Annotated in this window: 12 protein-coding genes; 6 read left to right on the top strand and 6 right to left on the bottom strand. The window is 68.5% G+C overall.

The window, feature by feature from the left end; genetic code table 11:
- Window positions 1-15: 15 nt before the first annotated feature.
- From BpN12_RS17995 to BpN12_RS17985, 3 genes are read right to left on the bottom strand one after another with little or no spacing between them, the layout of a single operon-like run.
- Complete coding sequence (locus BpN12_RS17995; protein WP_246796868.1) at window positions 16-3537, bottom strand: methyltransferase domain-containing protein; 3522 nt, start codon at window positions 3535-3537, stop codon at window positions 16-18.
- Window positions 3530-5062 (bottom strand): ABC transporter ATP-binding protein, encoded by a 1533-nt coding sequence (locus tag BpN12_RS17990; protein ID WP_246796866.1) that lies wholly within the window; start codon window positions 5060-5062, stop codon window positions 3530-3532. Before BpN12_RS17990 ends, BpN12_RS17995 begins: the two co-directional genes overlap by 8 nt.
- On the bottom strand, window positions 5052-5858 hold the full coding sequence (locus tag BpN12_RS17985) for an ABC transporter permease (RefSeq protein WP_246796865.1): 807 nt from the start codon (window positions 5856-5858) through the stop codon (window positions 5052-5054). Before BpN12_RS17985 ends, BpN12_RS17990 begins: the two co-directional genes overlap by 11 nt.
- A gap of 384 nt (window positions 5859-6242) precedes the next feature.
- On the opposite strand from BpN12_RS17985, the gene BpN12_RS17980 reads away from it, so the two are divergent.
- Window positions 6243-7169, top strand: a complete 927-nt coding sequence (locus BpN12_RS17980; protein ID WP_246796863.1) for a LysO family transporter — start codon at window positions 6243-6245, stop codon at window positions 7167-7169.
- Between the two features lie 127 nt (window positions 7170-7296).
- Here the strand turns inward: BpN12_RS17980 and BpN12_RS17975 are convergent, their stop codons facing one another.
- Both BpN12_RS17975 and BpN12_RS17970 read right to left on the bottom strand, forming a co-directional pair.
- Window positions 7297-7992, bottom strand: a complete 696-nt coding sequence (locus BpN12_RS17975) for a glutathione S-transferase family protein (protein ID WP_246796862.1) — start codon at window positions 7990-7992, stop codon at window positions 7297-7299.
- 5 nt (window positions 7993-7997) lie between these two features.
- Window positions 7998-8750, bottom strand: coding sequence for an SDR family oxidoreductase (locus tag BpN12_RS17970; RefSeq protein ID WP_246796861.1), 753 nt, complete (start codon window positions 8748-8750; stop codon window positions 7998-8000).
- Between the two features lie 157 nt (window positions 8751-8907).
- Here BpN12_RS17970 and BpN12_RS17965 point away from each other — a divergent pair, with 157 nt between their 5' ends.
- A complete protein-coding gene (locus BpN12_RS17965) occupies window positions 8908-9813 on the top strand; it encodes a LysR family transcriptional regulator (protein WP_246796859.1) in 906 nt (301 codons plus the stop codon).
- Window positions 9814-9890: 77 nt separating this feature from the next.
- On the opposite strand, the gene BpN12_RS17960 is transcribed toward BpN12_RS17965, so the two are convergent.
- Complete coding sequence (locus tag BpN12_RS17960; RefSeq protein ID WP_246796857.1) at window positions 9891-11051, bottom strand: branched-chain amino acid ABC transporter substrate-binding protein; 1161 nt, start codon at window positions 11049-11051, stop codon at window positions 9891-9893.
- Window positions 11052-11279: 228 nt separating this feature from the next.
- Here BpN12_RS17960 and BpN12_RS17955 point away from each other — a divergent pair, with 228 nt between their 5' ends.
- The 4 genes from BpN12_RS17955 to BpN12_RS17940 all read left to right on the top strand — a co-directional run bounded on the left by BpN12_RS17955 (window position 11280) and on the right by BpN12_RS17940 (window position 15737).
- Window positions 11280-12380, top strand: coding sequence for a GlxA family transcriptional regulator (locus tag BpN12_RS17955; RefSeq protein WP_246796855.1), 1101 nt, complete (start codon window positions 11280-11282; stop codon window positions 12378-12380).
- 74 nt (window positions 12381-12454) lie between these two features.
- Complete coding sequence (locus BpN12_RS17950) at window positions 12455-13768, top strand: D-amino acid dehydrogenase (RefSeq protein WP_246796853.1); 1314 nt, start codon at window positions 12455-12457, stop codon at window positions 13766-13768.
- Window positions 13769-13814: 46 nt separating this feature from the next.
- Window positions 13815-14807, top strand: coding sequence for an asparaginase (locus BpN12_RS17945; RefSeq protein WP_246796851.1), 993 nt, complete (start codon window positions 13815-13817; stop codon window positions 14805-14807).
- 129 nt (window positions 14808-14936) lie between these two features.
- Window positions 14937-15737 (top strand): ABC transporter permease, encoded by an 801-nt coding sequence (locus BpN12_RS17940; protein WP_246796849.1) that lies wholly within the window; start codon window positions 14937-14939, stop codon window positions 15735-15737.
- Window positions 15738-15858 lie beyond the last annotated feature (121 nt).

Below are 15858 nucleotides of genomic sequence, written 5' to 3'. Positions count from 1 at the left end.
CGCACGTTCGGCGCCTCACGTGAGTCGACGCTTGATGCCGCTGATTCCCTGTTGCCTCAGGATTTCCCAGGCTCGCCTCACGTAGTGCCCCGCCCGCTCGGGCGAGCCGGCCGCATCCTCGATCAGCCGGACGATGCCGCGCCAATGGAGATTGTCGGGACTGCGCGGCGCGAAACCCGCCGTCAGTTGCTGCTTCAGGCGCAGCAGCGCCTCGCTGGGCGCGCCGCCGTCGATGCCCGGATATTCGTGCGGCCCCTGTTCCCGCACCCAGTCGTGAAAACTTGTGCCGGACACGTCGAACGGATCGGGAAACGCGCGCTGCAGGTCGACGCGCTCGCGATAAATCAGACGATGGATCGGCTGGATTTTTTCGCCGTTGGTATAGGCGCCGTAAGCCCAGTTCTTCGTCGTCAACGGGTCCGACGCGAGGTGCGCCGTCTGCGTTTCGTACCAGTCGATCAGCACGCCCGCCTGCGACCCGACCTGGCTATTGATGGCGGCCATGGTCCGGTGCGCGCCGCTATCGAAGCCGGTGAAGTGGTAGAAGCCGAGCGGTTCGCCATTGACCTTGAAACCATCCGCGAAACCGCCGGTGATGCTGCGCGTCGTCAGATTCCACGGCGCCACGTTGTGGCGAGGGGAACGGACGATCGCCACGTCGGAGAAGAACGCGGGCACCAGATCGATCCAGCGCTGATCGGTAAACAAGCCGTTCGGGATATCGGCCCGGCAAAAATGGTAGATGCGCTGCTTCCACCATTCCGCAAAGCGCAGGCCTTCCGCAGATGCCGACACGCCGACGAAACCCAGGTTGTAGACACCGTGCTTGAGGCTGCATATCTCGTTGTCGATGATCGACTGCAAGCGCGTTTCCGGCTCGATCTGATGCGGCGTCAGAATCACATTCGCCTCGTCGAGGGCCTCGAGCAGATCGTCGACACGCGAGAACAGCACCATATCCGGATCGAAGTACAGCACGCGCTCCACATCCTCGCGTTCGAGCAGCTTCTTCAACAGAAACGGCTTGATGGCGGTCGACAGTTCGACGATGTTGTGACAGAAGGCCCAGCCCTGCACATCGGGAATATCGAGCGTCGACAGCGGATGCACTGCATCGAACGGTTCGCTGCTCAGGTCGACGTCTTCGGCCAGCACGTCGGACAGCGCCAGATGCAGCTCGATTTCGGGATGCAGCTCGCGCAGCGACCGGAACAGCAGCCGGACTTTTGGAATGTAGTTCAGCGCGGCACTGGTAAACACACAGGTTTTCTTGGTCATGGGCGTCGATGTCCGGTACGGGTTGTAGCTGGATGGCAAACGGCTGCGAGATTCGGCAAAGATTTCTGGAACGACGGGATGGCGCTGGTCGGGGCCGCGGAGCGGATCCGCGTACCGCGCCCGGACCTCCCGGTCCGCCTCGCTCTCGAGCGCGAGGCGCTGCGCATCAAGCAGCGAGTCGCGAGTCTCGCGCAGGCAGGTCTCAAGCTCGCCGAGGCGCGCGAGACGCTCGGCCGACAGGCGCTCGAACTCTGCCGACACCGTGTCCTTCGCGGCCAGCTCGCGACAGACGCGCTCGAATTCACCACGCAGGGCCGCCGTCTCGGCCCGCGCCGAGGCGAGGTCGGCCTCGCGCTGGCACAGGGCCGAACGCAGCGTCTGCTGGTTGATGTCGTAGAGTGCGGCGGCGCTCGCGTCGCCGCGTCGATGCGAGATCGCCAGGGCTTGCGCGCAGGCCGTCGCGCGATCCACGATCTCCACGGCATCGTTCATCGCAAATATGAACGGCGCGTCGAGATTGCCGAAGAATTCGGACCATGCCGAGCCCAGCAGATGTCCGGCCTGCGTCAGGCCGAGCCGCCACCAGCCGCGCGCGTCGTCCTTCGCCTCGTCCGACCACGACAGCACGCCGGCCAGGAACGCCGCGCTGACCACCTTGGTGCCAAGCGTCGGCGTGATCGGACCGACGTCGAATGACGCGACCGTGGAAAAGTCGGCGAGCGCGCCCGCGCGATCGCCGCGGCGCAGGCACAGGCGCGCGCGCACATAGGTCAGGGAAACGTGCCAGCGCCGCACATGCGGATTGCCGGCCGGCACGGCCAGATAGGCGGCGATCCGGGCATCGAGCGCCGCGAGCCGGGCATCGTCGGCGCGCGCCTCCAGCGCTCGATAGCAGAGCACGGCGAGCGCCGCGCCGTAATCCGCCGTGTCGAGCGGATGTCCGGCGCAGACGCTTTCGGCAAACCGCTCGAGCGCATCGGCGCGCTGCAGGCGAAACGGAATCTCGACCATCGCATGCATGAGCCAGGGGTTCTCGTAGTGCGCTTCGAAATCCACCAGATGCGTGCCGCCCTCGAAACGGCCATGGACCGTCTCCCGATATGGGATCTCGCGCCCCGTCGCCGGCAGCTTCATCGCGACAACGAGCCACCATTCCGCTTCGGTGTGCGGCGCGTCGGCCGGCTCGACGGCGTCGAGGGCACGCGCATGCTCGACCCACTGGCCGGGCGCGTCGATACGCTTGCAGCCGCTCGCGATCTGCCGCACCGACTGCTCGATCGTGAAATGCGCGGCCATTTCGCGTGCGAGCCGCGCGTAGGTGTAAACGTGCAGGTGATACGGATTGGGATCCTCGCCGGTTTCGTCGCTCCAGTCGTTCGGCACGCTGACGATGATGCGGCCGCCCGGGCGCAGCACCCGGTGGAACGCCGCCAGCAGCACCTCGGGGTGCGCCACATGCTCGAGCGTCTCGAATGAGACGACGACGTCGATCGAGGCGTCGTCCAAGCGATCCAGCGCCGCCGGGAGCAGGCCCGCCGTGTAATCGATGTCGGTGTGCGGAAAACACGCGCTCGCGTAGTCGACAGCCCAGTCGCTGCCGTCGATGCCGTGGCAGCGGCCCGCTGGCGACAGGTAGCGCATCACATACGTGCCGTAGCCGAGGCCGCAGGCGGCATCAAGCACGACGTCGTTCGGACGGATGAATCGCGCGGCCCAGTCGTAGCGAACGACATGCGCATCGGAACGCCGGCCCGCCTCGCGCAGCATGTCCATGTGCAGGTCGCGCTCCTCGATCAGTCGCGCCATCGGGAACCGCTCGGCCGCGGCGGCCGGCACCGGCTCCAGCAAGGTCGCGCACTCGCCCGAGATCTGCTCGAGCGCCGCATAGCCGAACAGCCGATGGTAGGCCGGGTGTTTGCGGTAGCCGAGTGCGAAGGCCAGCCGCTCGACGTGCTCGACCGCGGCCCCGCCATCATCCGCGGCCCGCTGGATGTAGGCGCCGCGCGCGGCGCGCAGGCCCGACAGCGTGGCGGTCAGCGCCTCGTCGGAAAGGTCGAGGCAGACGACGCAGGCGCTCGCGACAAAATCCGGCGCCCATGGCGGGCCCGGCGTGCCATCGGCCATGGCGTCGTGCTCGATCACCTCACTGCCGGCATCGCGCAGCACGACGCGATCCAGATCCGGCAGCACGCCGAGCACGAGATAGCGTTGTGCGCCGAACGCCAGCAGCAGGCGGCGAGCCAGATGGGCGTCATCCATGGGATTCTCCTGCCACCGGTTCCGCCTGCGGCGCTCGTGTCTCGACCGCCAGGCTCGGGCAGATATCGCAGACTCCGCCGTACCAGCGCTCGAAGCGATTCATCGATACCCGGAAAAAAGCGCTCTCGTCGACCCAATGCAGCATGCGCTGGTGCCCGGGCACCGGCATGCGCTCCTCGGCGACGTAAGCCTGCACCTCGTAATAGCCTTCTCCGAGCCGGCACTCGAAACGCTGGCGCAGCTCGATGACCTGGCCTGCCGCAAAGGCGCGGTCCCAGGTTCGCGTCCTGCCGGGCGGCGCATGCGGCAGCAGATCCTCGTTGAAGGTTCCGCCCGAATAGATCTTCACGCCCTCCTTGTTGCGCAGGCGCACGCCGAGGTTGAGGTGCGTGACCGGCTTCCTGACCCGGTAACGCACTACGATGTCGATCCAGTCGCCGGGATAGAACAGGTTGCAGGAACCACCGTTCGCGTCGAAGATCCCGGTGTCGACGATTTCGACGTCGAGGTCGCCGAACGACATGTCCGCGCTGCGGTTGCGTGCCGGCATGGACACCGGGTCGGCCGCCACGGGGACGGCGGACGCGGGCGCCCCGAGATCGGGCTCGCCGGCGACCGCGGCAAGGCCGTCGGCTTCGGCGCCGCCGACCGCCGCGGCAGGCACGACCGTGCGCGCGCGCTTCGCGCCCGTGCTGGACAGGTACTGGAGAACGTCTCGTGCCTGCTGATTCTCCGCCTCGTGGAGCAGGCGGCGGTATTCGAGCACGACCTCAGACGAGGTGCCGGTGCAGACGGCCTGGCCATCCCTGAGCAGCAGCGCGCGATCGGTCAGGGTGCGCACCGACTCCTGATCGTGCGAGACGAACAGCAGGCTGCCGCCGTCGGACAGGAAGCGTTCGATCCGCTCGTAGCAGCGCTTCTGGAACAACGCATCCCCAACCGCGAGCGCCTCGTCGACGATGAGAATGTCGGGCTTGAGCTGCACCTGCACCGCGAACGCGAGGCGCACCATCATCCCGCTCGAATACGTCTTGACCGGACAGTCGATGAAGGCGTTGATGCCGGCGAACTGCTCGATCTCGGCAAAACGCTCGAGCACCTCCGCGCGGCTGAAGCCGAGCATCGCCGCATTGAGGAATACATTCTCGCGGCCCGTGAATTCGGGATTGAAGCCGGAGCCGAGTTCGAACAGGCCAGCCAGCCGCCCGTGCGTCTCGACCCGCCCCGAAGTCGGCTTCAGAATGCCGGCCACCACCTGCAGCAGCGTGGATTTGCCGGCGCCGTTCATGCCGAGGATCCCGACGCTCTCCCCGCGCCCGAGTTCGAACGACACGTCACGCAGTGCCCAGAAGAGCTTGTGGCGATCGGCGTCGACCAGATGCCGCGGCAGCAGCCGCCGTGCCGCAGCAGGCAGCGCGCGGCGCATCCAGCGTGCCCCATACTGCCGCAGGCGGTCGGACGGTATCGAGTAGATCGGGAAGCACTTGCTGACGCTGTCGACGCGGATCACGGGATCAGAGCACATCGGCAAACCCGTCCGACGTGCTGGAGAACCAGATCAGGCCGAGCCATGCCGTGACCCAACCCGCCAGCAGCGCGAGGAGGAAGGTCGCCGGGTCCGGCATTCGCCCCCACAACAGCACGTCGCGCATCGCCTGCACCTCCACCGCCATCGGATTGAGGGTGGCCAGGCTGCGCAGGGCCACCGGGATGTTGGTCGGCGGATAGAAGATCGGCGTGAAGAACAGCAGCGCCGTCGTGACGAGCCCCACCAATTGCGCGATGTCGCGCACGTACACACCGAGCGAGGCGAGGAACCAGCCGGCGCCGAGCGCGACGAACGCAACCGGAACCAGCACGAGTGGAAACAGCACGGCCGTGAGCGGGATGTGGCCGACCCAGAGCCACTCGCTCGCCAGCAGGATCGCGATACTGATCGCGGAATTGATCGCGGCGGTGAAGACCGCCATCCACGGCAGGATCTCGAGCGGGAAAATGGCTTTTTTTACGAAATTGGGAGAACTGGATACGAGCGTCGGCGCGCGATTCAGGCATTCCGCAAAGAAATTGAATACGATCAATCCGGCGAACAGGACCAACGGAAAGGGCACGTCGGCATTATCGGAATTTTCCCAGCGCGATTTGAAAACGGCGCCGAAAACATAGGAATAAATGACCAGCATCGCGAGCGGCAACAGTACCGCCCAGAACATGCCGAGATGAGAGCCGCGATAACGGGACGCAAGATCGCGCTTGGTCATTTCCCATAACAGATGCCGACGCGTACGCAACAGTGCGGAAAAAACCTTGATCGGATGCATGGGCCGAGTGACGAGGAAATTTTATACATGATTGCGGGTCATTCGGATTCTTCACTGAATGATAATGGCAAGCACGTTCGAAGACAGAAAAATATAATATTCAAACCCATCATCTGCCTTTTGATAATTCTCAAATTCATAAAAAAATCGATTCAATTCTCCAAATATTCGGATTTCAACTGTTTCGATGAACCCATGGAACACGCTCACTTCGAGCAGCTCGCGAGCATTCGGGCAGTCGTGAGAACGACACTTTCCCTCGCGGGAATCTGCTGCGAAAATCCGACAAACGGCGGTCCCGACGTTCGCGCAATCTCGTTCCGTCCCACACCGGGAATCAATCACCGGAAGCACGCCCCTCCCACACCGGATCGAATCATCTCCATGCAAGCCCTGCTCACCGCCATCGTCCCGATCCTCATCGCGCTGCTCGCCGGCATGCTGATCGGCCGCCTGCTGCCCGGCGCGCTGCGCGCGTCGCTCACGCGGCTCATCACGCCGCTCGTCTGGCTGCTGCTGGTGTCGATCGGCCACCGCTTCGGCGACGTGCTGAGCCGCGGCGCCGGCGTGCGCGGTGCGGTCGGCCTCGCGCTGCTGTTCGCCGTGCTGACGACGCTGGTGCCGTGGCTGCTGATCGCCGTCGCGAGCCGTCTGCGCCGTCCGCGCGCACGACACGCCCGAGGCACTGGCGCGCTGAACCTCGCCACGCTGCTCAAGCCGCTGCGCGAATGCGCGATCGCGCTCGGTGCCGTGGCAATCGGCGCGGCCACCAGCCTCGTCGCGCTGCCCGCGTGGCTCGCGCAGCTGCCGATGCCGTCCACCGGCCAGCTGCTCTACACGCTGATCGGCTTCGTCGGCATGGACATGCTGGCCGTGCGCCTGAGCCGCGCGAACCTGTCGCCGAAGGTGCTCGCGATCCCGGCGATCGTGGTCGCCGGCTCGCTCGCGGGCGGCGCGCTGGCCGCGCGGCTCGGCGACCAGCCGCTGCCGGTCGCGCTCGCGCTGTCGAGCGGCTTCGGCTGGTTCTCGCTGTCGGGCGCGCTGGTCGCGAGCCGGCTCGGCGACCTGTACGGCACCGTCGCCCTGCTCACCGACCTGTTCCGCGAACTACTGGCGGTGGTCCTGCTCTATAGCCTCGGCGCGCGCTTCTCGAGCCCCTGCATCGGTGCGAGCGGCGCCACCGCGCTCGATTCGACGCTGCCGATCATCAAGCAGACCTGCGAGCCGCACGACATTCCGACCGCGATGATCAGCGGCCTGATCCTCTCGCTGGCCGCGCCGTTCCTGATTTCGCTGTTCCTGATGCATTGAGCGGGCGGTGCCCGACGACGACAGCCCGCCTCGACCACGCACCAGGCAAGGTCTGGCGTCGGGAGCCAGGTCGAGATCGAACCTGCGCAGACCACCGCCGCCCGCCCTCGATCTCGCCCGGCAGCCCTCACGCCCTCACCAGCCAGGCGCCCTGCCCATGTAGATGCGCGCGCAACCGTTCGCGGTAATCGCCACCCACCGCCGCGATCACGCTCGGCCGCGCCGCCAGCGCCACGCGCCAACGCGCAACCTTGCCGAGACCATCGAACAGGTCATCGCTCCACGCGGCGTCGAAACAATCGAAATAGCGGAACACCGGCGCGACCACCGCATCGACCATGCCGAACGCCGCCCCGGCGAAGTACGGCCCGTCACCCAGTTCGCCCTCGACGCGCCGGAGTCTGGCTCGCAACCCATCACCCTCGCTCCGCGCGGCGCGCTCGTCGCCGGCGTTCAGCAAGCGCCACGCGTCGCCAAGCATGGCCGACGCGAATTCGATCCAGGCGCGCTGCGCGGCGCGCGCAAACGCGTCGTCGGGATAAAGCCGCGCGCCGACGCCGAGATCCTCGGCGTATTCGCAGATCGCCATGCTCTCGAACAGCACGCCGCCGCGCGCGGCGCGATCCCGCACCTCGAGCAGCGGCACCTTGCCGGTCGGCGAGAGCGCGACGAACCAGTCCGGCCGGTCGTGCAGATCGACATCGACACGCTCGAACACCAGGCCCTTCTCGTGCAGCACGATCGCGACGCGCTGCACGAACGGACAGAGCGGATGGCTGATCAACGTCAGTCGCGGCGCGAGCGCCGCCTGCGTTTCGTTCATCGCGATCAGCCGTTCAGCAGGCGGCCGCCGTCGACCACCAGCTCCGCGCCCACGGTCCACCGCGACTCGTCCGATGCCAGATACAGCACGGCCTTCGCCACCTCCGCGGGCGTGCCGAAGCGGCCGGACGGAATGGTCGCGACGATCTCGCGCCCGACCTGCTCGCGATAGGCGTCGGGGATGCCGAGCTTGTCGTAGAGCGGCGTATCGACCGGCCCGGGACTCACGGCGTTGACGCGGATGCCGCGCGCGAGCAGCTCGCCCGACAGCGTCTTCGACAGGCTCAGCAGCGCGGCCTTGGTCGCGGCATACACCGACGAGCGCGCGGCACCCACATGGGCGTTGATCGAGGTGTTGTGGATCACCGAGGCAGGATTCGCGAACACGGGCAGCAGCGCCTGGATCAGGAAGTACGGCCCCTTCACGTTGATCGCGAACGAGCGGTCGAAGCCGGCCTCGTCCCATTGCTCGACGGGCGCCCAGACCGCCACGCCCGCGTTCAGGAACGCGACGTCGAGCTGGCCGTAATGCTCGGCAACGGTGCGCGCGAGTTGCTGCTGGTCGGCCATGCTGGCCGAATCGGCACGCAGCACGCGCACCTCCGGGCCGAGTTCGGCGCGCGCGCGCTCGATACTGTCGGGCTGGTTGCCGGTGACGATCACGCGCGCGCCCTCGGCGAGAAACTGCCGGGCCGTCTCGAGGCCGATGCCGCTGGTGCCGCCGGTGATCAGCGTGCGTTTGCCTTGCAAGCGGGACATGGAAATGCTCCTGGTCGTGTGGGTAACGGAATGAGGCGACGCGCGGCGGGTTGCCCGCCTCGTCACCTCACCGGAAGCATGAATTCCTGGCATGGATCGCATAAGATGCTCGTTTCACATACCATCCATGCTCCATGAGCATGAATCGAGCGCCACCATGGACCGCCTGCTGTTGATGACCTGCTTCGCGCGCGCGGTGGAGACGGGCAGCTTCTCGGCCGCCGCGCGCGATCTCGGGCTGGGGCAGCCGAACGTCAGCCGCCACGTCGCGGCGCTGGAAACGCATCTGAACGCGCGGCTGCTGCACCGCTCCACGCGCCGGCTGTCGCTGACGCCCGAGGGCGAGCGCTATTACGAGGAGGTGCGGCGCATCCTCGACGCGGTGGACGAATCGGAGTCGTCGTTCCGCGCCGGCGTCGAGCCGCGCGGGCTGCTGCGTGTGGCCTGCCCGACCGCGCTGGCCCATGCGTTCGTGCTGCCGAACGTGGCGGCCTTTCTCGCGCGCCATCGCGGCATCGCACTCGACCTGCAGATCGGCGACCGCTACGTGAACCTGATCGACGAAGGCGTCGAGCTGGCGATCCGGATCGGCCATCTGGACGACAGCGCGCTGCGCGCGCGCCGCGTCGGCCGGTTCGAGCGCGGCTGCGTGGCGAGCCGCGCCTATCTCGCGCAGCGCGGCGTGCCGCCAACGCCGGCGGCGCTCGGCGAGCACGACTGCATCGTCTACACACTGCTCGCATCGGGCCACCTCTGGCGTTTTCGCGACGCCGAGGTGGCCGTGTCGGGCCGGCTGCGCGTGAACTCGCCCCAGGCGGTGCAGGAGGCGGTGGAAGCGGGCCTCGGCATCGCCTACGGCCCGCGCTGGCTGTTCGAGGCGGGCCTCGCGGCCGGACGGCTGCAATGGCTGCTCGACGAGCATGCGCCGCCGCCCGTGCCGATCCACCTGCTCTATGCCGAGAACCGCCTGCTGCCGCGGCGGGCCATCGCGTTCATGGACTTCTTCACCGACGTGTTCGCGGCGGTGCCGGCGCTGAACGTCGCCGAACCCGCCCGGCCCTGAGGTTTGCCATCGACGTTCGCCCCGGAAGCACGGCTCGGGCATGCCGCACGTCATTGCAGACCCGCGGCCCCCTCACCTCACTTCTCGACCACCCCGAGCAGCGTCTGCTTGCCGCCCACGTAGCGATAGAGCGAGATCACGCCGTGCCTCAGGTCACCGTTCGCATCGAACTGCGTATCGCCGAGCACGCCCTGGTAATGCGTGGCCGGCATCGCCGCGAGGATCTTCGCGGGCTCGGTGGACTGCGCGCGCTTCATCGCGTCGACGATGATGCCGACGGCGTCGTAGGCGAACGGCGAATTGAGCACCGGCGCGTAGCCGAAGCGCGCCTGGTAGCGCTCGACGAACGCGGGGCCGCCGGCCATCTTCAGGAGCGGCGCGCCCGCGATCGAACAGATCACGTCGTCGGCCGCCTCGCCGGCGAGCCTGGCCAGGTCGTCGGCGCACAGCCCGTCGCCCGCCAGCACCCTGGCCGTCATGCCGAGCTGCCGCGCCTGCCGCGCGAACGGGCCGCCGGTGCCGTCGAGGCCGCCGTACATGATGACGTCGGGCTGCTCGCCCTTGATTCTGGTGAGGATCGCGCGGAAATCGACGGCCTTGTCGTTGCTCGCGTCGTGCGACAACACGCGAATGCCGTCGGCGCGCGCGCGTTTCTCGAACTCGACGGCGAGCCCCTGCCCGTAGGCGGTCGAGTCGTCGACGATCGCCACCGATTTCACGTGCAGCGTCTTCGCGGCGTAGTCGGCCAGCGTCGGCCCCTGCTGCGCGTCGGTGGCGACCATGCGGTAGGTCGTGGCGAAGCCCTGCCGCGTATAGGCGGGGTTGGTGGCCGACGGCGAGACCTGCACGAGGCCGGCGTCGTGATAGATCCGCGAGGCCGGAATCGTGGTGCCAGACTGCATGTGGCCGACCACGGCGACCACCTTGTCGTCCACCAGCTTCTGCGCGATCTGGGTGGCCTGCCGCGGGTCGCCGGCGTCGTCCTGCGCGTCGAACACGAGCGTGATCTTCCTGCCGCCGATCACGAGCCCGGCGCGGTTGATCTCCTCGATCGCGAGCCGTGCGCCGTTTTCGGTGTCCTTGCCGAGATACGAGGCCGGCCCGGTGACCGGCGCGGCCTCGCCGATCCTGACCCTCTCGCCGGCCTCGTCCGCGCGGGCCGCGCTGCCGGCGAGGGCCGCCGCCAGCAGGACGGCGGCCGCGCAAACGCGGCGCCCCGAATCGTTGTGGTTGCTCATGCTTCATCCGCCTCCGTGATTTCGATGAACCGGGCCGCATGCACGCATGCGCCCGGTGTTGCCGCGCGCCGCCGGCGGCGCGTGGTGATGGGTCGACGGGAACGAATGTAGGCAGTCACAAAATGACGGCATTGAACCGTTCTGCCCGGAAATAGAACAAATGCGCCACGCGCGGGCCGGCGCCGGCGGCCCGGCTACAATCGGAACCACCGTCCACCGCGCCTGCTCATGCCTGCCACCGACGACGCGCCGCGCGCGCCCGCCTCCGCCCCCGACGCTTCCGGCACTGCCGCCGCCATGCCGATCGTCACGGCGCTCGACGCGCGCCCGCGCTCGCCGCAGGCGCGCCCGAGCCGGTCGGCGGGCGCCGAGCTGAGCGTGGCGATCGTGCTGTGGCCGCGCTTCCCGATGCTGTCGCTGGCGGGCCTCTGCGATGCGCTGCGCCATGCGGCCGATCGCAGCGACCAGAGCCGCCAGCTGCGCTGCCTCTGGACCATCGCCGGAGTGGCGGGCGAGACGGTCGAGGCCAGCTGCGGGATCCCGGTGACGGTACAGAGCGCGTTTCCCGATCCGGCGCAATTCGACTACGTGATCGTGATCGGCGGGCTGCTGCCGCATCTGGAGCAGGTGGACGCGCGCTACTGGGACTACCTGCACCGCGCGGCCGGGGCCGGCACGCCGCTCGTCGGCCTCTGCACCGGCAGCTTCGTGCTCGCGCGCGCGGGCCTGATGGAAGCGCGCGTGGCCTGCATCCACAGCTTCCACGTGGAGGACTACCGGCGGCTGTTCCCGGCGCTGCGGCTCGTCACGCACACCGATTACCTGATCGACGGCGACCGCATCACCTGCGCGGGCGGCATCTCGGTGATCGAGCTGGCGACGCGGCTGATCAGCCTGCACTGCGGCCCCGACCGCGCCTCGAAGGTGATCCACCAGATGACGGTGAGCCGGCAGAGCGGCGCCTCGTTCGTCGAGCGGCGCGCGGCGCTCGGCTACCTGTCGGTGGATGACGCAACGGTGCGGCACGCGGTGCTGCTGATGGAGGAAAACCTGGAGGCGCCGCTGACGGTGGCGGTGATCGCGCGCATGACCGGCACCAGCGTGCGCCATCTCGAACGCGCGTTCGCCGCCGAGATGCACACCTCGCCGAACGCGTTCTACCGGCGCATGCGGCTGCGCTACGCGCGCTGGATGCTCGTCAACACCACGCGCCGCATCACCGACGTCGCCTACGAATGCGGCTTCGCCGACGCCGCGCATTTCATCCGCGCGTTCCGCGAGGCCTACGGCGTGACGCCGGGCAGGCTGCGCGGCGCGGCCGGCGGCTGAGGAGCGGGGCCTGACGCAATTCTTCTATGTTTCGGCCGCGCGATGCAATGCGCGGCGCGCGGCACGGCCGTACAGTGGACCGATCTCGAAGCGTCCGGGCGGGCGCCTCGCAACCCTCAACACGGAGGCGTGGAAACGGCATGCGTATCCTGATCGTCGGGGCCGGCGTGATCGGCCTGTCGAGCGCGTACTACCTGCATCGCGCCGGCCACGAGGTGACCGTGCTCGAGCGGCACCCGGAGGTGGCGCGCGAAACCAGCTTCGCCAACGGCGGCCAGCTGTCGTACAGCTACGTCGCGCCGCTCGCCGATCCGGGCGTGATCTCGAAGCTGCCGGGCTGGCTCTTGCGCCGCGACTCGCCGGTGCGGTTCCGGCCGACGCTGAACCCGGCCCAGTGGCGCTGGTGCTTCGCGTTCCTCGCGGCCTGCACGCGCTCGCGCAGCGCGCTGACCACGCGCCAGTTGCTGTCGCTGTCGTTCCTGAGCCGCACGCTGCTGCACGAGATGATCGCCGCCGAGCCGTCGCTCGATTTCGACTTCGTGCGCTCGGGCAAGCTGGTGCTGCACCGCGATCCCGGTGCGATGCAGCACGCGGTCGCGCAGCTCGAACTGCAGCGCGCGCTCGGCTGCGAGCAGCACGCGCTCGACGCGGCCGCCTGCGTCGCGCTGGAGCCGTCGCTCGCGCGGCATCGCGACCGGTTCGCCGGCGGCATCCATACGCCGAGCGAGGACACCGCCGACTGCCACCGCTTCTGCACCGGCCTCGCGGCGCTGCTGCGCGCGCGCGGCGTGACGATCACGACCGGCGTCGCGATCGACGGCCTGCGCGTGGCCGGTGACGCGAGCGACGCGCGCGTGGTCGCGCTGCGCGGCGGCACGCCGATCGACGCCGACCAGATCGTGATCGCCACGGGTGCGAGCGCCGCGCCGCTGCTCGCGCCGCTCGGCATCCGCCCGCCGATCCGGCCGCTGAAAGGCTACAGCCTGACCTACGCGCTGCCCGCGGGCGCGCCGGCGCCGCGGGCGAGCCTGACCGATTTCGCGCGCAAGGTCGTCTACGCGCGGCTCGGCGAGCGGCTGCGCGTGGCCGGGATCGCGGACCTCGACGCCTCGCCCGCACCGGACCCGGCGCGCATCGCCACGCTGCACGCGCAAGCCCGCGCGCTGTTCCCCGAACTCACCGCGGGCGAGCCGCTCGCCTGGACCGGCCAGCGCCCCGCCACGCCCACCGGCGTGCCGATCATCGGCCCCACGCGCTACCGCAACCTCTGGCTCAACCTCGGCCACGGCGCGCTCGGCTTCACGCTCGCGGCCGGCTCGGCCGCGCTGCTGGCCGACTGGCTCGCCGGCGGCACCGGCCACCCGCTGCGCGCGACGTTCTCGCACTGATTCCGCCGCCCGCCGCGCGCGGGCCTTCCCCCCGATTCGGACCACGATGCCAACCAGACCGACCCTCGCCGTGATCGGCACCGGCGGCACCATCGCCGGGCATGGCGCCAGCGCCACGCATACCGCGTCCTATGCCTGCTCCGTGCATGGCATCGACACGCTGCTCGAACAGCTGCCGCAGGCGGCCGGCATCGCGCGACTGCGCGCCGAACAGCTGCTGCAGACCGGCTCGGAGAACTTCGGCAACGCCGAACTCGTCGCGATCGCGGCGCGCGTCGCCGCGCGGCTCGCCGACGACGCGATCGACGGCGTGGTGCTCACGCACGGCACCGACACGATCGAGGAGACCGCCTATTTCCTGCACCTGACGCTCAAGAGCGCGAAGCCGGTGGTGGTGGTCGGCGCGCTGCGGCCGCCCTCGGCGCTCAGCTCCGACGCGGCGCTGAACCTGCACGCGGCGATCGCGGTGGCGGCGCACCCGGCCTCGCACGGGCTCGGCACGCTGGTGGTCGCGAACGACGAGATCCACACCGCGCGCGACGTCGCCAAGCAGCACAGCTACAAGCTCGAGGCGTTTCGCTCGCCTTACGGGCCGCTCGGGCTGATGGTGGACGGCGCGCCGCGCTACTACCGGCGCCCGCTGCGGCCGCACACGCTCGACACGCCGTGGTCGGCCGCGGCGCTGCCTGCGCTGCCGCGCGTGGACCTCGTCCACGCCTACGGCGAGCTCGATCCCGCCTGGCTCGAAACGGCCGCCGCGGGCGCGCGCGGGCTGGTGTTCGCCGGCACCGGCAACGGCAACGTCGCCGCGCGGCTGGTGGACGGCCTGCGCACGGCGGCGCGGCGCGGCACGCAGGTCGTGCGGGCCTCGCGCACCGGCAACGGCGTGGTCACGCGCAACGGCGCGCAGCCCGACGACGCCTACGGCTGGCTCACGGTGGACGACCAGATCCCGCAGAAGGCCCGCATCCTGCTGATGCTGGGGCTCACGCTGAGCGAGGATCGCGACGAGTTGCAACAGCTGTTCGATCGCTATTGAGGGCGCGGCGCCCGTCACGGCGGCCGCGATCGATCAACGGAACCGGCGCCCGACCGTTGCCCGCATCCGCAGGCGTACTGTCAAAACGGGCTGATACAATGCCCGCAGTCACGCCATCCCCAGGTCCAGATGCTCAGCGCCAAACACAACACGTCGTTGCCGCGGTCGTTCCAGATTCAATGCCGGGTCGTCGCCGCCCTGCTGATGCGCGAAATCATCACGCGCTACGGACGCCACAACGTCGGCTTCCTGTGGATTTTCTTCGAGCCGATGTCGTTCACGCTCGGCGTCACGGCGCTGTGGAACGTCGCGAAGTTCAATCACGGCTCGAACCTGCCGATCACCACGTTCGCCGTGACCGGCTATTCCACCATCCTGCTCTGGCGCAACACGGCCAACCGCTGCGCGCTGGCGATCCTGCCGAATCACAGCCTGCTCTACCATCGCAACGTGCGCGTGATCGACCTGTTCATCTCGCGTGCGCTGCTGGAGGTGTCGGGCGCGACCATGTCGTTCCTGTTCCTGTCGATCCTGTTCATCGCGGTCGGTCTGATGGAGCCGCCCAAGGACATCGCGCTGATCCTCGCCGGCTGGCTCTACCTGGCGATCATCGCGATCGGCCTCGGCTTCATCATCGGGTCGCTCAGCGAATTGAGCGAGACCTACGACCGGATGTGGCACACCATCGCCTACCTGCTGTTCCCGCTGTCGGGGGCCGCGTTCATGGTCGAATGGCTGCCCACCACGGCGCAGAAGGTGGTGCTGTGGCTGCCGATGGTCCATGCCTGCGAGATGATCCGCTACGGCTACTTCGGCGCGCTCGTCAAGCCGCACTACAACGTCGAGTACATGGTGGTGGCCGACCTGCTGATGCTGTTCACCGGGCTCGTGATGGTGCGCTACGTCAGCGCTCGCGTCGAACCCGAATGAAGCACGGGCGCAGTCCGTCGCCCCAATGAAAAACCGCCCCGAGGGGCTAATGCCGTTCAGTTAAGGTTCTTTCTGAGGAACCGAACGGCATAACGAGCAGGACGGGACTTGACGGCCCGAT

The sequence above is a fragment of the Burkholderia perseverans genome (assembly GCF_022870505.1).
GTDB classification, from domain to species: domain Bacteria; phylum Pseudomonadota; class Gammaproteobacteria; order Burkholderiales; family Burkholderiaceae; genus Burkholderia; species Burkholderia plantarii.
This window is presented reverse-complemented; position numbering and strand designations above follow the sequence as displayed.